This window comes from Desulfosalsimonas sp., from assembly GCF_055149105.1.
Genome location: NZ_JBSRLA010000070.1, coordinates 1 through 15,891 on the forward strand (window position 1 = coordinate 1; position 15,891 = coordinate 15,891).

At 56.3% G+C, this 15,891-nt stretch carries 14 protein-coding genes; 13 read left to right on the forward strand and 1 reads right to left on the reverse strand.

Going from position 1 to position 15,891, the window contains the following annotated elements; all coding sequences use genetic code 11:
* The first annotated feature begins 150 nt into the window (after positions 1-150).
* The 13 genes from ACTCIA_RS14215 to ACTCIA_RS14275 all read left to right on the forward strand — a co-directional run bounded on the left by ACTCIA_RS14215 (position 151) and on the right by ACTCIA_RS14275 (position 15,087).
* A complete protein-coding gene (locus ACTCIA_RS14215; protein WP_463002473.1) occupies positions 151-303 on the forward strand; it encodes a hypothetical protein in 153 nt (50 codons plus the stop codon).
* 88 nt (positions 304-391) lie between these two features.
* A complete protein-coding gene (locus ACTCIA_RS14220; RefSeq protein WP_463002474.1) occupies positions 392-838 on the forward strand; it encodes a thioredoxin family protein in 447 nt (148 codons plus the stop codon).
* A 31-nt stretch (positions 839-869) separates the two neighbouring features.
* Positions 870-1,358 (forward strand): rhodanese-like domain-containing protein, encoded by a 489-nt coding sequence (locus tag ACTCIA_RS14225; protein ID WP_463002475.1) that lies wholly within the window; start codon positions 870-872, stop codon positions 1,356-1,358.
* Positions 1,351-1,821 carry a MauE/DoxX family redox-associated membrane protein gene (locus ACTCIA_RS14230; protein WP_463002476.1) on the forward strand — a complete coding sequence of 157 codons (471 nt, stop codon included), beginning with the start codon at positions 1,351-1,353 and terminating at the stop codon, positions 1,819-1,821. The genes ACTCIA_RS14225 and ACTCIA_RS14230 overlap by 8 nt, the downstream gene beginning before the upstream one ends.
* Before the next feature lie 97 nt (positions 1,822-1,918).
* The gene (locus ACTCIA_RS14235) at positions 1,919-3,307 is read left to right on the forward strand and encodes a heterodisulfide reductase-related iron-sulfur binding cluster (RefSeq protein WP_463002477.1); all 1,389 of its coding nucleotides are present in this window, start codon (positions 1,919-1,921) and stop codon (positions 3,305-3,307) included.
* A gap of 11 nt (positions 3,308-3,318) precedes the next feature.
* Positions 3,319-3,633 (forward strand): putative zinc-binding protein, encoded by a 315-nt coding sequence (locus tag ACTCIA_RS14240; RefSeq protein WP_463002478.1) that lies wholly within the window; start codon positions 3,319-3,321, stop codon positions 3,631-3,633.
* A gap of 39 nt (positions 3,634-3,672) precedes the next feature.
* On the forward strand, positions 3,673-4,851 hold the full coding sequence (locus tag ACTCIA_RS14245; protein WP_463002479.1) for a permease: 1,179 nt from the start codon (positions 3,673-3,675) through the stop codon (positions 4,849-4,851).
* Between the two features lie 431 nt (positions 4,852-5,282).
* A complete protein-coding gene (locus ACTCIA_RS14250; RefSeq protein ID WP_463002480.1) occupies positions 5,283-6,467 on the forward strand; it encodes an efflux RND transporter periplasmic adaptor subunit in 1,185 nt (394 codons plus the stop codon).
* On the forward strand, positions 6,464-9,610 hold the full coding sequence (locus tag ACTCIA_RS14255) for an efflux RND transporter permease subunit (RefSeq protein WP_463002481.1): 3,147 nt from the start codon (positions 6,464-6,466) through the stop codon (positions 9,608-9,610). The genes ACTCIA_RS14250 and ACTCIA_RS14255 overlap by 4 nt, the downstream gene beginning before the upstream one ends.
* Before the next feature lie 189 nt (positions 9,611-9,799).
* Positions 9,800-10,867: an ACR3 family arsenite efflux transporter gene (arsB, locus tag ACTCIA_RS14260; protein ID WP_463002482.1), complete on the forward strand. Its 1,068-nt coding sequence runs from the start codon at positions 9,800-9,802 to the stop codon at positions 10,865-10,867.
* Entirely contained in the window at positions 10,828-12,561 is a 1,734-nt protein-coding gene (locus ACTCIA_RS14265) for a glycerol-3-phosphate dehydrogenase/oxidase (protein WP_463002483.1), read from the forward strand. The genes arsB and ACTCIA_RS14265 overlap by 40 nt, the downstream gene beginning before the upstream one ends.
* A gap of 46 nt (positions 12,562-12,607) precedes the next feature.
* Entirely contained in the window at positions 12,608-14,302 is a 1,695-nt protein-coding gene (locus ACTCIA_RS14270; protein WP_463002484.1) for an FAD-binding oxidoreductase, read from the forward strand.
* Positions 14,303-14,376: 74 nt separating this feature from the next.
* A complete protein-coding gene (locus ACTCIA_RS14275) occupies positions 14,377-15,087 on the forward strand; it encodes a cytochrome c biogenesis CcdA family protein (protein ID WP_463002485.1) in 711 nt (236 codons plus the stop codon).
* Positions 15,088-15,129: 42 nt separating this feature from the next.
* On the opposite strand, the gene ACTCIA_RS14280 is transcribed toward ACTCIA_RS14275, so the two are convergent.
* Positions 15,130-15,453, reverse strand: a complete 324-nt coding sequence (locus tag ACTCIA_RS14280; protein ID WP_463002486.1) for a hypothetical protein — start codon at positions 15,451-15,453, stop codon at positions 15,130-15,132.
* Between the last annotated feature and the right edge of the window lie 438 nt (positions 15,454-15,891).

The following is a 15,891-nucleotide window of genomic DNA, read 5'->3' on the forward strand; positions in this document are numbered from 1 at the left end:
TATCACCGTCAACCACTAAAGAGACAACTTATTGATTTTACTTAATACTTAATCACTTAAAACTTAACACTGCCTGTAAAAAAGACTTTTTACAGGCTTTTCAGGGTTTGGTTTCGCAAAAATATGGATAAAAACCAGGAGATCGGGTCAATGCGAAGACTCAAAGACATACAGATGGAACTGTCCGCAGACGAAGTCCGCCAGATCCTCTCCATCGCACTCGACGAGGACCGGGACAGCGCCATGTCGTTTATCCGGGATCATCTGGCAAAAAAGGTGGACAAAAAACTCCAGCAGAAGTGAGTCCCGGTATTCGAGGTCAGTTACGGCCCCGGGCAGATGGAGCACTTCTCATAGTTGACGGAATAACCCACAAAAAGACAGGAGACCCATGAAGTCAGGAACAAAAATAGCCATTACAGCCATCGCCGTATTTCTTTCCGCCGCAGCTGTCTGGGGGTTTCTTCAGACCGGCACGGCCGTTCAATCCGGTTCCCGGACCGCTTCACAGGCCAACACCGGGCAATCACCGGCACCCGGCGAGGTCACCATGCTGGATCTGGGCGCGGACCAGTGCCGGCCGTGCAAAATGATGGCCCCGATTCTGGAAGAGCTGGAAAAAGCCTATGAAGGGCGGGCGGAAATCATCTTTATTGACGTATGGAAAAACCGGGATCAGGCGGAAAAATACGGGATCCGGGCCATTCCCACCCAGATTTTTTTCAATGAAAAGGGCGAGGAAGTCCGGCGTCACACCGGGTTTATGGACAAAAAAACCATTGTCCGAAACCTGTCAGACCTGGGTGTCAAACCTCCGGAACAGTACCGGGACCTCTAGGCCGATTCAGGCAATGGAACCCCGGCACAAAATGACTTTCGCAATCCGGCAAAGCATCGGAATCATTGCGATTGCATGCATCCTGGCCGCCGGCGCAAATCTTTTGCGCCAGGAAAGCCTTCCGTTTGCGGGCAACTGGTCAGCGGATTCCCGTCTTTCAGATGCTTCGGGCCAAAGCATGGTGAGCACCCTTGCCGAAGCCAGCCGGATGTATACAAAAGGCACGGCCGTATTCGTGGATGCACGGCCGGAGAATCAGTACGCTCAGGGCCACATCAAGGACGCTGTAAGCCTTCCCTGGCAGCAGGTTCACGAGCGGTTTACGGAAACCGTCGACCGGCTGGAGGCGGCCGAAACCCTTATTTGCTACTGCGACGGGGAAAACTGCGAACTGAGCCACGATCTGGCGCTATTTCTGGCGGACATGGGCTTTGAAGACACACGGGTGCTGGTAAACGGCTGGACTGTTTGGAAGGAGGCCGGATTGCCCACGCAGAGCAGGAATGGGAACAATGAATAAGCTGGATTTTCAAAAAATTGAAAAAACCGGGTTTGTTTTTGCAAGGATATTGATGGGTGCGGTGTTTTTGTATGCCAGTTATGACAAGATCCTCAATCCGCAGGCATTTGCCGAAGCCGTGTACAATTACCAGATTCTGCCCGATTTCGCGGTCAACGCCGTGGCCCTGGCCCTGCCTTGGATTGAACTGGCGGCCGGGCTGTGTCTGATCATCGGGATATGGCTGCCCGGGGCCGCACTCATATGCGCCCTGCTCATGGGTGTTTTTACAGCCGCCCTGGTATTTAACCAGATACGGGGATTAGACGTTCACTGCGGCTGTTTTACCACGCAGGCCGCGCACGGACCGGCCGGCATGTGGACCGTGATCCGGGATCTCTGCTTTCTGGCCCTGTCCGTATACCTGCTGGTACGCATCGTGTTTGTCCCCCATCGCAAAACAGCTGGCGCCCCGGGCTTGTGAGTTCAGGCGGCGGGAGGTTTTCCAAAACAAAAAATGCCGGGGATGCAGACAAACGTTGAACACCAGGGCTTCAAAAAATCAAAAATCATTTCACGATATGATCCGCCAGGTCATCGAAGCCTGCGCGGATTGTGACACATGCCGCTTTCTGATGGACGACTCCTGCCTGTTTTTCCCTGAGCTCTACCGGCTTTTTGACCAGGAAAAGCAAAGCGGGCAGGCCCTCACTGACAACCAACTCCAAAGACTGACCGACATGTGCACCGTTTGCGGGCTTTGCCCGTGTCCGGATATCCGGGCCGATATCATGGAGGCAAAAGCCGCCCGGGTGCGGGAAAACGGCATGCCCCTTGGGGTGCGTCTGCTGGCTGACGCAGAAAACACCGGCAAATATGCAGGTTGTCTCCCCGGGTTGGCAAATACACTGCTTGCCATCACACCGGCTGCAAGCGCCGCCAAACGACTTGCCGGGATTGCCCAGGCGCGCAAATTGCCGGGGATCCCAAATAGAAACTTTTTTGTCCTGGCCCGGCGAAAGGGTCTGACCCGCATGCCGGCACAAAGTCCGAAAGCGGCTTATTTTGCCGGATGTACGGCCGGATACCTGTTTCCCGTGGTAGGGCTGGCAGCCGTGGATGTGCTGGAACAAAACGGCATCCAGGTATATGTACCGCCCCAGCAATGCTGCGGCATGCCGACATTGGCCGAAGGCGCCCAACGCCTGACCCGAATGCGTGTGCGCAAAAACATCAAAACCCTTCTGGATGCGGCTGCTTCAGGCTGCGACCTGGTGTGCTCATGTCCCACGTGCGGTTTTTTCATGAAAATCCTGCTCAAAGAAGGGGCCTTTTATTCCGGGGCCTACCAGGAAACAGCAGGGGCCGGTGCCCATGAAATCCGGATCCCGGATGAAAAAACAGGCGGCGGAAAACACACATCCGTTCAAAAATCCATGTATGGCAAGATATTAAAAGACAATCCCTGTTTTTCCGGCATTGATCCCATGGCCCGCATTGATCTTTCCCAAAGACTTGTTGACCTCGGAGGATATCTTTGGAATTTGCACCAGCAGGATCGCCTGAACACAGACCTGGGGCATGTCACGGACCGCATGGTCTATTTTGCCCCTTGTCATCAGCGGGAACAAAACATCGGCAGTCCCTATCAAAACCTGCTTGCCCTGATCCCGGGCATTGATCTGGAGCGTGTGGGCGGTGCCATGGACTGCTGCGGCATGGGCGGGAGCCTGGGATTCAAGAAAAGTTTCCATGCCGATTCCCTCCGGCTGGGACAGCAACTTGCAGACAAAATCAGGGGCGCCTCCCCAAAGGCCGTTGTCACGGAATGCCTGAGCTGCCGGCTCCAGTTCCGCCACCTGATGCCGGAACTTTCTGTGTTTCACCCCCTTGAAATATTGCAGCGGGCCTATGAAAAAAACAATGTCAGGCATGAGGGCTGTTTTGTCACAGCCCGTCTTAAATCATAAGGAGGCAAAAAATGACGGAAACCTGTTGTGAAAAATCCGGCAACACAACCATGCTGCTGCCCTGCTCAGGCGGCTCCAACGTGGGCCAGCTGGCCAACCGGGCCGCAGTGGAACTGACCATGGCGGGCTTTGGCAAAATCTTCTGCCTGGCCGGCATCGGAGGACGGTTGTCCGGATTTGTCCAGTCCGCCAAAGACGCCGAATCCGTGATCGTCATAGACGGCTGTGAGACCGGCTGCGGCAAAGCCGTACTGCAGGGCGCGGGCATCACCCTGCCCCGCCACAAACACATCGTGATAACAGAATATTCCAATTTAACGATATAAAACCGGGTGCAACTGAAGGATCATACAAGGAGAAACACAATGAATATCAAGGAACGCTATAAACTCCTGCTGCTCGTGGTCTTTTTTCTGGTGGCCTATTACGTGCCCTGGAGCCACGAAATCATCCGGCAGGCCGGCCTGGAAGCCTTCATGATGCTTCAGGAATACGCCCGGGAGCACGTGCTTACCTGCCTGATTCCGGCTTTCTTCATTGCCGGGGCCATTGCCGTGTTCGTGTCCCAGGCTTCGGTGCTCAAGTATTTCGGGGCCCAGGCCAACAAGCTGCTGTCCTATTCCGTGGCATCGGTATCAGGCACCATTCTGGCCGTGTGCTCCTGCACGGTGCTGCCGCTTTTTGCCGGCATCTATTCCCGGGGCGCGGGCATCGGCCCTGCCACAGCGTTTTTGTATTCCGGCCCGGCCATCAACGTGCTGGCAATTGTATTCACCGCCCGGGTCCTGGGCTGGCAGCTGGGCCTGGCAAGGGCCATCGGTGCCATATTTTTTGCCGTCATTATAGGGCTTTCCATGCATTTTATCTTCCGTAAAGAAGATGAGCAGAGAGCAGCCGGCGCCATGCACCTGCCCGAAGAAGAAGACACGGGCCGCTCCCTTGTCCAGGAATCATTTTTCATGCTGGTGCTCATCCTGATCCTGATATTTGCAGCTTTTGCCAGGCCCTCGGCGGATGCGGCCATGGTCTGGCAAACCATTTTCAATCTGAAATGGAGTATTACCGGCATTCTGCTGGTCCTCCTCGGCTTTATCCTCTATTCCTGGTTCAAACGCGAGGAACTTTCCCAGTGGGTGGACTCCACCTGGGGATTTATGAAGCAGATTTTCCCCCTGCTTTTTGCCGGCGTCATTTTTGCCGGATTTTTCCTGGGACGTCCGGGTGAAACCGCTTTGATCCCGGAGCGATACATTGCTGACCTGGTGGGCGGCAATTCCCTTCAGGCCAACGTGATTGCAGCCCTTGCATCCGCTTTGATGTATTTTGCCACCCTCACCGAAGTGCCGATACTTCAGGGGCTTCTGGGCTCTGGCATGGGCCAGGGACCCGCACTGACCATGCTTCTGGCCGGACCTGCGCTTTCCCTGCCAAACCTGATCGTCATCGGAAGCGTCATGGGCTGGAAAAAGACCGGCACGTTTGCGGGCATCATCGTGGTGCTCTCCACCATCGTGGGCATAGCGTACGGGGCCATTGTTGCCTAAAGGAAAAACATTGACCCAAACCGGGCATTTCAAATTTTTAAAGCTAAAATTGATAAGCCTGTAAAAAGTCTTTTTTACAGGCAGTGTTAAGTTTTAAGTGATTAAGTGTTAAGTAAAATCAAAAAGTTATTTTTTTTATTGGTTGGCGGTTATACCAGTTTTAGGACTTTTTACGACTGCATCAAAATTGATGGTACCGTAAAAAGTCTGATTTCAGATGGCGCCGTAAAAAGTTCAAGATCAAGGCTTTCGCAATTTCGAAGAATGCAGAGTACTTAGCCGTACGTGAAATCCTGAGAAATTGCGCGTAACACAGATATTGGACTTTTAACGGCGTCATCAAAATTGATTTAATTCCTTTAAAATAATATAGAAATAAAAATTTTAAAAATTTGAAACACTCAGTTTGGGATTAGCAAAGGAGTAAAAAATTGAGGCGTTTTTTCCGGATCGCCATTGCGGTGCTGGCCATCCTCTGCCTGCTCGGCGGCGGCATTTTTCTGCTCAAACAAAAGAAAAAAGAACTGAGCCAGACCCCGGCTTACGGGACCAGGGCCAGGCCGGTGACCGTGGCAAAGGCGGAAAAAGACGATCTGCGCCTGGAAAAACAGTATCTGGCAGTGGTAGAGCCGGTCCGGCAGGCAGATGTATCGTCCCGGGTAACCGCTGTTGTGGAAAGCATCCGGGTGGATGAAGGCCAAAGGGTAAAAACCGGAGACGTACTGGCAGAACTCGATGCCAGGGAAGTTGAATATACAATTGAGGCAGCATCATCCCGTATTGAACAGGCCCGGGCCGAACTTGCCGGCAACCGGGCCACGGTCCGGGCCCTGGAAAAATCCCACAAATATTGGCAGGCCGAAAAAAAACGGGCGCTTGCCCTGACCGAAAAAAACGCCATTTCCGATTCCGATGCCGAACAGACAGCAGAAAGGGCCGCAGATATCCGGGGAAAACTGACTGCAGCCCGTGAACAATCCCGGGCCATTGAAAAGCAGATCCAGGCCCTGGAAAAACAGAAGGCCGAGCTCGCCGCCCGGCGCAGCTATTATACCCTGACCAGCCCTTTTGACGGCGTTGTCACCCGCCGCCTGGCAGATCCCGGTGATATGGCCGCACCATCGAAAAACCTTTTCACTGTCCAGGACCGCTCCGGAGTCAAACTCGCCTTTGACGTGCCGCAGAAAGACCTGCCCGAAGTACACCAGGGGCTGCCGGCCGCTTTTAAGATAAACGGCGGCACTCAAAAAGCCGAGATTGGACTTATGGAGCCGGCCATGGACAAGGCGAAAATGATGCGGGCCGAAATCTGGCTGGACCGCGCAGCCGCAGCCGGTCTTGTCCCGGGGGCTTATCTGCCGGTCACCATAAGCGTTGCCCAACTCGAAGATGTAATCCTGCTTCCGGCATCCGCCCTGATCGAAGGCCCCCGGGGCAGGACCCATGTATTTACGGTGAAAGACAAAACCCTTTCAGCAACGCCGGTCCAACTTTTGGGACGCGCCGCGGACCGGGCGGCGATCCGGGGAATTGATGCAGATACACAGGTGGTCAAAAACACCTACCTGGGCTGGGCCACACTTTCTTCCGGACAGAAAGTTGAGGTTGTAGAATGAATCCCGCCCGGACGGCACTCAGCCACCCCTATGCAGTGGCCGCAGCGGTCCTGCTGGTGGCGGCCATGGGGATTATCGGCTTTCTGCGCACGCCTTCTGAACTTTTCCCGGACACCTTTCCGCCCCAGGTGGTGGTGGTCACGGTACAGCCAGGGGCCTCAGCCGACGATGTCAGCGACAAGATCACGGAAATCATTGAAAAGGAGATCAACACCGTAAGCGGGCTGGAGAGTATCCGCAGCACCAGCCGCGACCAGGTCTCCTCTGTAATGGCTGAATTTTCCTACTCCAAAGACCCGGGCCAGGCCATTTTGGACGTGCAGAACGCCATGGCCCGCATCCGGGCGGATCTGCCGGCAAACGCGCAGGAGCCCAAACTCTATCGCCTAAGCGATGCCACGGCACGGCCGCTGCTCACCCTGGCCCTGCGGCCGAAAGATGACAGCCGGCGCGATCTTTCCGAAATCCGGCTGCTGGCGGAAAACCAGATTCAGAACAGGCTTCTTGCCATAGGGGGCGTGGCTGACGTGGACGTGTTCGGCGGCCACCGGCCCGAGATCCGGGTGCACGTGGACCGCGACAGACTCGCGGCCAATAATGTCTTAATCGGCGAGGTCATGGCGGCTTTGGCCGAACAGAACATTTCAGCGCCGGCAGGCAATATTTATGCGGGGGACAGCGAATACCTGGTGCGCATCGCTGGAGAATTCAAGGATTTAAACGAAATCCGGCAGCTGCCGATCCGCCGCCCCGGCGCCGGCCTGCTGCGCATCTCTGATGTGGCCGAAGTGGAACTCACCGAACAGGAGCCGCGCTCCGCCTATCACGGAAACGGCAAGCCGGCCATCGCCCTGGGCATCATCAAGCCCGAGGGCGGCAAAACCGTAGCCGCCATTGAGCGGGTCAAGTCGTTTCTGCCAAAACTTGCCGCCCTTTACCCGGATATTGCTTTTGAAATCACCCAGGACCAGCAGCCGTTAATCGACATCAACATGCGCGGCATGGTGCTGTCGATCATCCAGGCCATGATCTTTACCGTGGCGGTGATCTTTTTATTTCTGGCAGAGGCGCGGGCCGCCCTGGTGGCCGGCATCAGCATTCCCTTGTCTTTTTTGTTCACATTGGCCGTGCTCTGGTTTACGCCGTATACCTTAAACATGGTCACCCTTTCGGGCCTGATCGTGGCCACCGGTATGGTGGTGGACGCATCTGTGGTGGCCCTGGAAAACATCTACCGCCATTTTCAAGCCGAATCACACCCGGATGCCGAAACCGCGGCCGAGACCGGCGCCCGGGAAATCTCGCTTGCCATCACCGCCGGAATGCTGACCACCGTGGCGGTCCTGGTACCCATCATCTTTATCGGCGGCTATCCCCAGCGGACCATCGGCCGGCTGAGCCTGACCATCTCCGTGACCATGGTGGCCTCGCTGGTCATCGCCCTGACCCTGGTGCCGCTATTGGCCTCGAAGGTATTGGGCCGGAAACCGGGAAAAAAGAATATCGCCGAACGCCTTGCTTCCCGGGTGGATGTGGGCGTCGGCTTTGTCCGGCGCTTTTATGTATTTATTTTAAAACGCGCCCTGCGCTGGCAGTCGCTCACCCTGATCCTGGCCGCCGCCTTTTTTGTGGTCACGGTCAAAACCATCCCGCCGGTTATCGGCGGCGATCTCATGCCGCCCATGGATACGGGCATTGCCATTGTTGAATTCGACCTGCCGGCCACAGACGGCATCGGGCAAATGGAAAAAAGCCTGAACCGGGTGGAGGAGATCATCTATGCCCAGCCCGGTATTGAAACTGTCTCTTCGGTGATCGGATCGGAGCCCGGGGCCATATCATTTGGCACCGGCGGGGCCACCGCCCAGTCCGCCGCCATTACCGTGCACCTGGTGGACCGGACCCAACGGAAAAAATCCATCTGGGAGATCGAGGAAATCTGGCGGGAAAAGCTGCGCCAGGTGCGGGGGATTAAAAACTTCCGGGTCAGCGAGTACGGGGCCACGCCCATGGCCAGCACCAAGGCGCCCCTGGATATCATTATCAGCGGACCGGATCCAAAGATCCTCTCCCGGCTGGCCGACGAAACCATGGAGCGGCTGCAGGGCGTGCGCGGGCTGACAGATGTACGCAGAAGCTGGCATTTTGATCAGAAGCAGGTGGACGTGACCGTGAATCCGGCCCTGGCCCGCATGTACGGCACCTCCCCGGAAGAAGTCTCCCGGCAGGTCAGTGCTGCGGTGCAGGGCGTTCCGGTTTCCTCCATGCGTCTTGAAGATTTTCTCGATATTCCCATCCGGGTGCAGTACGGCCGGTCTGATCGCAATAGCCTGTCGGCCCTGGAACATGCTTACGTGGGGTCGGATTTCGGCCCCATACCGCTGCGGGCCGTGGCAGAAGCAAAAACGCATACACAGCGCCCTTTTATCACCCGGGAGGATCTGGAAGCCACCATTGATGTGACCGGTGTCAACCATGACATGACCATCGCCCAGGTCACGGCAATGGCCAAAAATGCGGTTTCAGGCATAGATCCCCCGGGCGGCTACAACATCGCATTTGCCGGCACCGCATCGGATATGAAAAGCACCCAAAAACAGCTCCGCAAGGCCCTGATCATCGGCATTGTCCTGCTCTACCTGCTACTTTTGGCCATGTTTCAATCATTTGCCCACCCACTGACCATCATGGCGGCCATTCCCCTGGCCGTGGCCGGCTCCATGTGGGGGCTTCTCTTGTTTGACAAACCCATGTGCATGCCCGGCACCATGGGCATGATCTTTCTGGCCGGCATTATCATCAACAACAGCGTGCTGCTCCTGGACTTTATCATCCAGGCCAGAAAACAGGGTTCAAAGAAAGACGACGCCATTGTCCGTGCAGTGGAGCTGCGCATCCGGCCCATCCTGATGACCACGTTTTCAACGATCATCGGGCTTTCGCCCCTGATTTTCGAAACCGCCGTGGGCCTGGAGCGCCTGAGCCCGCTGGGGATTGTGGCCGGAAGCGGCCTTCTGGCGGGCACGTTTCTGACCATGATCGTGGTGCCGGTGGTCTACTCAGGCATGGACAGCCTGGGCGAAAAAACCCGGCAACCGGGGCGTTGGCATAGAGAAGCACAAACGGTAACCGAACATCAATGATTGATGGCACCGTAAAAAGTGTGATTTCAGATGGCGCCGTAAAAAGTTCAAGATCAAGGCTTGCGCAATTTCGAAGAATGCAGCGTACTTATCCGTACGTGAAATTCTGAGAAGTTGCGCGTAACGCAGATATTGGACTTTTTACGGCGCCATCAATGATTATACTGCCAATAAAGGAGATACAGACCAATGGTTGAAAAACAGGACAAGGTTATGGGGCTCTGGGAAAAGTACCTCACCCTGTGGGTGGCCCTTTGCATGGCCGCCGGCATCAGCATCGGCTACATCTTTCCCGGCATGGCCGATTTTATTGACTCGCTTTCCATCCAGCAGGTCAATATGCCCATCGGAATCCTTCTGTTTTTGATGATCTATCCCATCATGATCCAGATTGATTTCAAGCAGGTGAAAGAGGCGGCAAAAGCGCCGAAACCCGTATTGACCACACTGATCGTCAACTGGGGCATCAAGCCCTTTACCATGACATTTTTCGCATGGTTGTTTATGACGCAGATATGGGCGCCTTTCATAACTCCGGAAATGGCCGATGAATACACGGCCGGCATGATCCTGCTGGGCATTGCGCCCTGCACCGCAATGGTGTTTGTCTGGAGCTATCTTTCCGGCGGCAACATGGGCCACACCCTGGTCATGGTGGCCATCAATTCACTGACAATGCTTGTTTTGTATGCGCCGCTGGGCAACCTGCTTCTGGGTGTGGCCATGCCGATCCCCCTGGTGACCCTTGCCCTGACCGTGGGTGTGTATGTGGGCGTACCGCTTGTGGCCGGCTATTTTACAAGAAAAATCCTGATCCGGCGAAAGGGGATGGACTGGTTTGAGACGGTATACATCAAAAGCTGGGGCAGCGTTTCCCAGATCGCCCTGCTGGTGACCCTGGTGGCCCTGTTTATGCTCCAGGGAGAGGTGATCATCGGCCAGCCCCTGGTTATCGTGATGATTGCCATTCCACTGATCATCCAGACTTTTTTCATATTCGGGATCACTTATTTGGCCTGCAAGCCCCTGGGCATTGTATACGAGGATGCTGCACCCACTTCCCAAATCGGGGCCTCCAACCACTTTGAGGTGGCCATTGCCGTTGCCCTTACCCTGTACGGAACCGGGTCAGGGGCTGCGCTGGCAACGGTTGTGGGCGTTTTGATTGAAGTGCCCATCATGCTGGCGCTGGTGCGCTTCTGCATCCACACCCGGGAGTGGTTCCCCCGAAATCCGGCAAAAGCGCCGGTGATGTGACTGCTGTGGCCGATGGGGTTCGGCAGGCCATGGGGGCGATCCTGCCGGATCCGGAAAACATTTCAACAGCCAACCAAGGGATCGACAGCATGAAACCACTGGAAGCAGACAGCCACTGGGATCTGATCGTCATTGGCGGCGGGGTCACCGGCGCCGGCATCTTCAGCGAAGCCGTCCGCATGGGCCTCAGGGTGCTGCTGGTGGAAAAACACGACTTTGCCTGGGGAACCTCCAGCCGGTCGTCCAAGATGGTCCACGGCGGCCTGCGCTATCTCAAAGAAGGCAAACCCCTGCTGACCCGCGCCTCGGTCAAAGAACGGCAGCGGCTGCTGGCCGAAGCCCCGGGTCTGGTCGATCCCCTGGGATTTCTCCTGCCGGTGTTCACCGACTTCGGCCCCTCAAAAAGGGTAATGGGCCTGGGCCTGGCTCTATACAGCCTGATGGCCCTGGAAAAACAGCACCGGGCCTATGACGCAGCCGGGATCAGCACCCGCATTCCCGGTCTTCGCCAGAAAAATCTCAGCGGCGGGTTTTATTTCAAAGACGCCCAGGTCGATGATGCCCGCCTGGTGCTGCGGCTGATCAACGAAGCCGTGGCCGCAGGAGGCACGGCCAAAAACTACACCGCGGCCCAAGAAATCATCCGGGATCAGCAGGGCCGGGTTGCGGCCGTGGCCATTCGGGAGCTGGAAACCGGCCAAAGCGCCGAACTGCGCACCAATGCCGTCATCAACGCCACAGGCGCCTGGGCCGAAACCCTGCACCCTTCCCCCCGGCATGGACTGCACCTGCGGCCCCTGCGCGGCAGTCATCTGATTTTTCCCCGCACGGCCTTTCCCGCAGACCATGTGGTCAGCTTTATGCATCCGGCGGACAAGCGGCCGGTCTTCATGTTTCCATGGGAGGAAGTGGCCATCCTCGGCACCACGGACGTGGATCATGCCGGCGATCTGGATATTGATCCGGCCATCACCCCTGCCGAAGCGGATTACCTCATCGAAGGCATAAATTTTATCATGCCGGAACGGCCCTTTTCCAAATCTGACGCTTTTGCTTCCATTGCCGGGGTGCGGCCGGTGCTCAGCCGCGGCAAAGCCGATCCTTCCCATGAATCCCGGGAGCACGTGGTCTGGGAAAACCAGGGGCTGGTCACTGTTACCGGGGGCAAGCTCACCACATTTCGTCTGCTGGCCAGGGATGCCATAAAAGCGGCCGCGGACTATCTGCCCCACTGCGCCCTGCCCCCGGACCAGACACCGGTTTTTAACGCCCCGGCCGAAAACTCCGGACTGCCGGATTTGTCTTCCCCGGCCGCCCGGCAGCGGCTGTATGGCCGCTACGGCCGCCAGGCGGATATCATCCTTGATTTTTGCCGCAAACACACCCATGAATGCATTCCAAAAACCAATATTCTGTGGGCTGAAATCGCCTTTGCCGCAGCTCATGAGCAGGTGCACCACTTAACCGACCTGCTTCTGCGCCGGGTGCGGCTGGGACTGCTGGCCCCGGAAGGCGGCCGCCGACACCTGGATGCCATCGGCGATATCTGCCGGCCGGCTTTGGGCTGGGACAATGACCGCTGGGAAAAAGAGAAAACCGATTATCTGCAAAACTGGCGGCGATACTATGGACCGCCGGAAAAACAATCAATAAATCGGAAAAATTCGGTTTGCCGGTGTGGATATCCGGAATAAATGCCGCCATCATCATTGCAGGGAAAATTTTATCTGGAGAGATATTATGGGCAAAAGCAAACCATTTACACCAAACTGGATTGACACCCCGCCGCCAAGGGGCACATACCGGTCCATTTTCAAATGGGGCGCGCCGGATCAGACCAAGCACCCAGGCCCGGGCTTTTACCAGGCCGTCAAGGAAGCCCTGGAGCTGACCGACGCCGATTTTCAGCAACCTGCCCGAACCGGGCAAGAACCGGTACCGACAGACATTGCCCCGGGACTTCCCGGCGAGGACATAGCTGCCCTGGAGCAGATCGTTGGGACGGAAAACATCTCAACCAAAGCCTTTGACCGCCTGAAATACTCCTCTGGCAAGGCCATGGAGGATCTTCTCAAACTGCGGGAAGGCAGGCTCGAAAATCTGGCCGAGGTGGTGGTGCATCCCCGGGACAAAAAGGATGTGCAGGCCATCGTGGCCCTGTGCCACGAAAAAAAGATTCCCGTTTATATATACGCAGGCGGCAGCTCCGTGACCCTGGGGCTGGAATGCGTGCGCGGCGGCGTGTGCCTGGCCCTGGGAACCCACATGAACCGGGTGCTGGAGTTTAACGAAACCAACCAGACCATCACCGTGGAGCCGGGCCTGATGGGGCCGGATTATGAAGCCGCCTTAAACAACGCCCCGAAGCGCTTTGGCGCGGCCCATCGCTACACCGGCGGCCATTTTCCCCAGTCCTTTGAACACTCCTCTGTGGGCGGCTGGGTGGTCACCCTGGGCGCCGGGCAGGCATCTTCTTACTACGGCGACGCCTATGACCTGGTCATCAGCCAGGAGTACGTCACCCCGGCCGGGACCTTTTCCACCCGCCCCTTTCCCGCCACCGCCACCGGCCCCAAGGTCAACGATATCATGAAGGGCAGCGAAGGCTGCTTCGGTGTTCTGGTGGGGGTGACCATGAAAGTCTTTCGCCATTTTCCGCAAAACCGGCAACCCTTTGCCTACATGCTGCCGGACTGGGAAACAGCCGTGGCAGCGGTCCGTGAAATCTGCCAGGGGGAGTTTGGCATGCCCTCGATTCTGCGCATCTCAGACCCGGAAGAAACCCACATGGCCATGAAAATGTTCGGCCTTGCCGGATCACCCATAGACCGTCTGATGACCTTGCGCCGCCAGCGCCCTGGCCGGCGCTGCCTGCTCATCGGCCAGGCCGACGGCCAGCGGCATTTCGCAGCCCAGGTGAAAAAAAACATCAAAAAAATCTGCCGATCCCACGGCGGCCTGTACCTGACCGCCTATCCCATGAACAAGTGGATGCACGGCCGCTTCAGTGATCCCTACATGCGCGAGGACCTAAACGATTACGGTGTCATCATCGACACCCTGGAAACCTCGGTTACCTGGGACAAACTGCATCACCTCTACCGGGGCGTGCGCTCTTATATCAAGGATCATCCCCGGACCATCTGCATGACCCATGCCTCCCATTTTTATCCCCAGGGCACCAACCTCTACTTTATCTTTATTTGCCGGGCCATGGCCACGGAGAAGTTTTTGACCTTTCAGCGGGCAATCATCGACCGCATCGAGGAACACGGCGGGTCTCTGAGCCACCATCACGGAGTGGGAAAAATGATGGGTCCCTGGATGGAGCGCCACCTGGGCTCAGAGCAGATGGCTGTTTTGCGGGCCATCAAAAACCATTTTGACCCTCATCACATCATGAACCCGGGCGGCACCCTGGGATTGAATGGATAAAAAAAAGAGCTGTGGATTTGCTTTTCATGCCTCAAAATTTCTGACCCTTTACCGCAAAAGGAGCTGATAACGATATGTTCGACCAATTTCTGATCACCGTAAACCAGATGATGAGCGGCGGCCTGGCTGTTGCCGGAGTGGGGGCCTTTGCCTGGGGCATGATCAGCGTGCTGTTTTCTCCCTGTCACCTGGCCTCCATTCCCCTGATCGTGGCCTATGTGGGCGGCCAGCAGACGGCTGTGAACCCGAAACGGGCAGGATGGTATGCCGGGGCGTTTTCTTTGGGATTGTTTATCACCATTGCAGCAGTTGGTATTATCTGCGCCATGCTGGGACGCATGCTCGGCGATGTGGGAATATGGCTCCAGGTGGCCGTGGGTGCGGTTCTCATCTGGGTGGCCCTGGGCATGCTGGGGGTGCAGACATGCACCATGTCCGGCGGTCTGCTCTACCGGCTCAACCTCCGGGGCATCCACGGGGCCTTCGGCCTGGGCCTGGCCTACGGGATTTTGTCCGGATCATGCACGTTCGGCTTTATTGCCCCGATTTTGGCCATTGTCACTGTACAGCAGGAGATTTTTGCCGGATCCGTGATGATGCTGCTGTTTGCCCTGGGCCATTGCCTGCCCATTGTTTTTGCCGGAAGTTCGGCCGCTGCGGTGCGCAGGCTCACTGAAAGCGCCGCCTGGCAGGGAGCCGGAACATGGTTCCGCAAGGGCGCCGGCGTAGTCATCGGCCTGCTGGGCGTCTATTTTATGGCCGGCCCGTTTACCGGCGCCATATGACGGCAGCTGGCCCATGTGCAGAAAGTACCAAACAGCGGCCTGTTATGCATATGCCTTCATCCCTGCACGAAGGGCGCCTTCAATGGTGCCGTCAGCCAGTTCCGCCCCTGGAAAAAAGCTTTCCTCGGGGTCATAGTCTTCTGCGCTGTATTTGTATATAGCCAGCTCCCAGTCGGCCATATCCCCGGTATAGCCCAGCCGGAGAACCGGCCAGGGCCCCATGCCGTCATCGCGGTCCACATAGACATAGCCGCCGTCAAAACGCACATGATAGGTCTTGCCCGATTCTCCGATCTCTTCTCTGTTGAAAACGTCGACTGCGTCCTGCACATATTGCCGGACAAAAGCCGGTATCTCATTTTCCATGTATGATAAACCCCTTTTTTCATGCTTGCCCGGGTTTTTAAAAATCACAACAACCCCATACGCGAACAAAATCATAATCCTTTGAACCGGTTTTGTCCAAAAAATGGCCGCGGACCAGGCTTGACAAGCCGATAGCGCCCCTATAAGGTGGATGCGTTTTTTGCCAAAGCACCAATGATGGCGCTATCTGAAATCAGACTTCTAAGTAACTTCGTTCAAGGTTCAAAAACTAAAATCAAAGCTTTTAAGCATGCGGCAAAAAGTTATTTATAGTGTTCGGTCCCGGGCGGCGGCCCGGGGGGGGTTACTTCCAAGTAACATCAAAAAAGTTGCTGATCGTGCCTGGTTCTATAATTTTCGCATGATGCCGGCCCGGTGGCGGTTTGCTCCCTGCTGACCGCTTGCGCGCTCAATGCGACTCGCAAACCACCCCCGGGC